We start from the raw sequence: 1,478 nt of genomic DNA on the forward strand, positions 1-1,478 counted from the left end.
CTGCCCGACACGGCAGGGGACGCGCCGCGACGCCCGGCGCTCGTCCGCGCCGAACGGCCCGACCCGGTGCCGCTCTCCTTCACCCAGCGCAGCATCTGGTTCCTCAACCAGCTGGACACCGCCGCGGCCACCTACAACATTCCGCTGGTCGTGCCGCTGGAACAACAGGTCGACGAGCAGGCGCTGCGGGCGGCACTGGCGGACGTCACCGACCGGCACGAGAGTCTGCGTACCCTGCTGCCCGCGGTCGACGGCGTGCCGCGCCAGGACGTCCGGGCGCCGGGGACCGTGCGGCCGGAACTGCGGGTGGTCGACTGTCCCCCGCAGGAGGTGTCCGCGCACGTCGCCGCCGCCTCCCGCCGCCCCTTCGACCTGACGCGCGACCTGCCGCTCTGGGCGGGCCTCTACGGCCCGCCGGCCGGTCCGCGCACCCTGGTCCTGGTCGCCCACCACAGCGCGGTCGACGGCTGGTCGCTGCGCCCGCTCGCCGACGACCTCTCCACCGCGTACGCGGCCCGGTACGCGGGCCGACCGCCGCGCTGGGCGGAGTTGCCGGTCCAGTACGTCGACTACACGCTGTGGCAACACGCACTGCTGGCGCCCGACGGCCGGGACGGCGACGAGGACGAAGGCCCGGACGGCGGTCAGGCAGGTGACCAGGACGGCGACCGGGAGGACGGCCTGTTCGGGCGGCAACTCTCCTTCTGGAAACAGGCGCTGGCGGGACTGCCGGAGGAGTCGGTGCTGCCCTTCGCCCGGCCCAGGCCGTCTGCCGCGGGCCGCAGCGGTGGCGGACTGGCGGTCGAGGTGGACGCCGCCCACCACCGTGCGCTGCTCGGGCTGGCCGAGGAGGGCGGCGCCAGCCTCTTCATGGTGCTCCAGAGTGCCGTCGCCGCACTGCTCACTCGCTGCGGTGCGGGCACCGACATCGCCGTCGGCACGCCGGTGGCCGGTCGCGGCGACGACGCGCTGGACGACCTGGTGGGCCTCATGGCCAACAGCCTGGTGCTGCGCACCGACACCTCGGGTGACCCGCATTTCCGGGAACTGCTGGCACGCGTAAGGGACTTCGACCTGGCGGCCTTCGACCACCAGGACCTCCCCTTCGACCTGCTGGTGGAGGAGACCAACCCGGTACGCGTCCCGGGCCGGCATCCGCTCTTCCAGGTGATGCTGGCGTTGCAGAACAACTCCGAGGCGGAGCTGCGGCTCGGCGGCAACCGCGCCGCGCTGCGCCCCACCGCCACGGGTACGGCCAAGTTCGACCTGTTCTTCGACGTGGTCGAGCACCGGACGGCCGACGGCGCCCCCGACGGGCTGCGCTGCCATGTCGAGTACAGCACCGACCTGTTCGACGCGGACACCGCGCAGCGCCTCGCCGCCGGGCTGCGTACCCTGCTGGGCGCCGCCGCGACCGACCCCGACCTGCCGCTCGGCTCACTGCCCGCGCCCGAACTGCCCGCACCCGACACGGCCGC

Annotated in this window: 1 protein-coding gene; it reads left to right on the top strand. The window is 74.2% G+C overall.

Features of this window, described 5'->3' with window-relative positions:
- Nucleotides 1–1,478: condensation domain-containing protein (locus tag ACYVE9_RS26505; protein WP_461030432.1), on the top strand; the 1,478-nt coding region annotated here is incomplete at both ends.

The sequence above is a fragment of the Streptomyces sparsus genome (assembly GCF_054776295.1).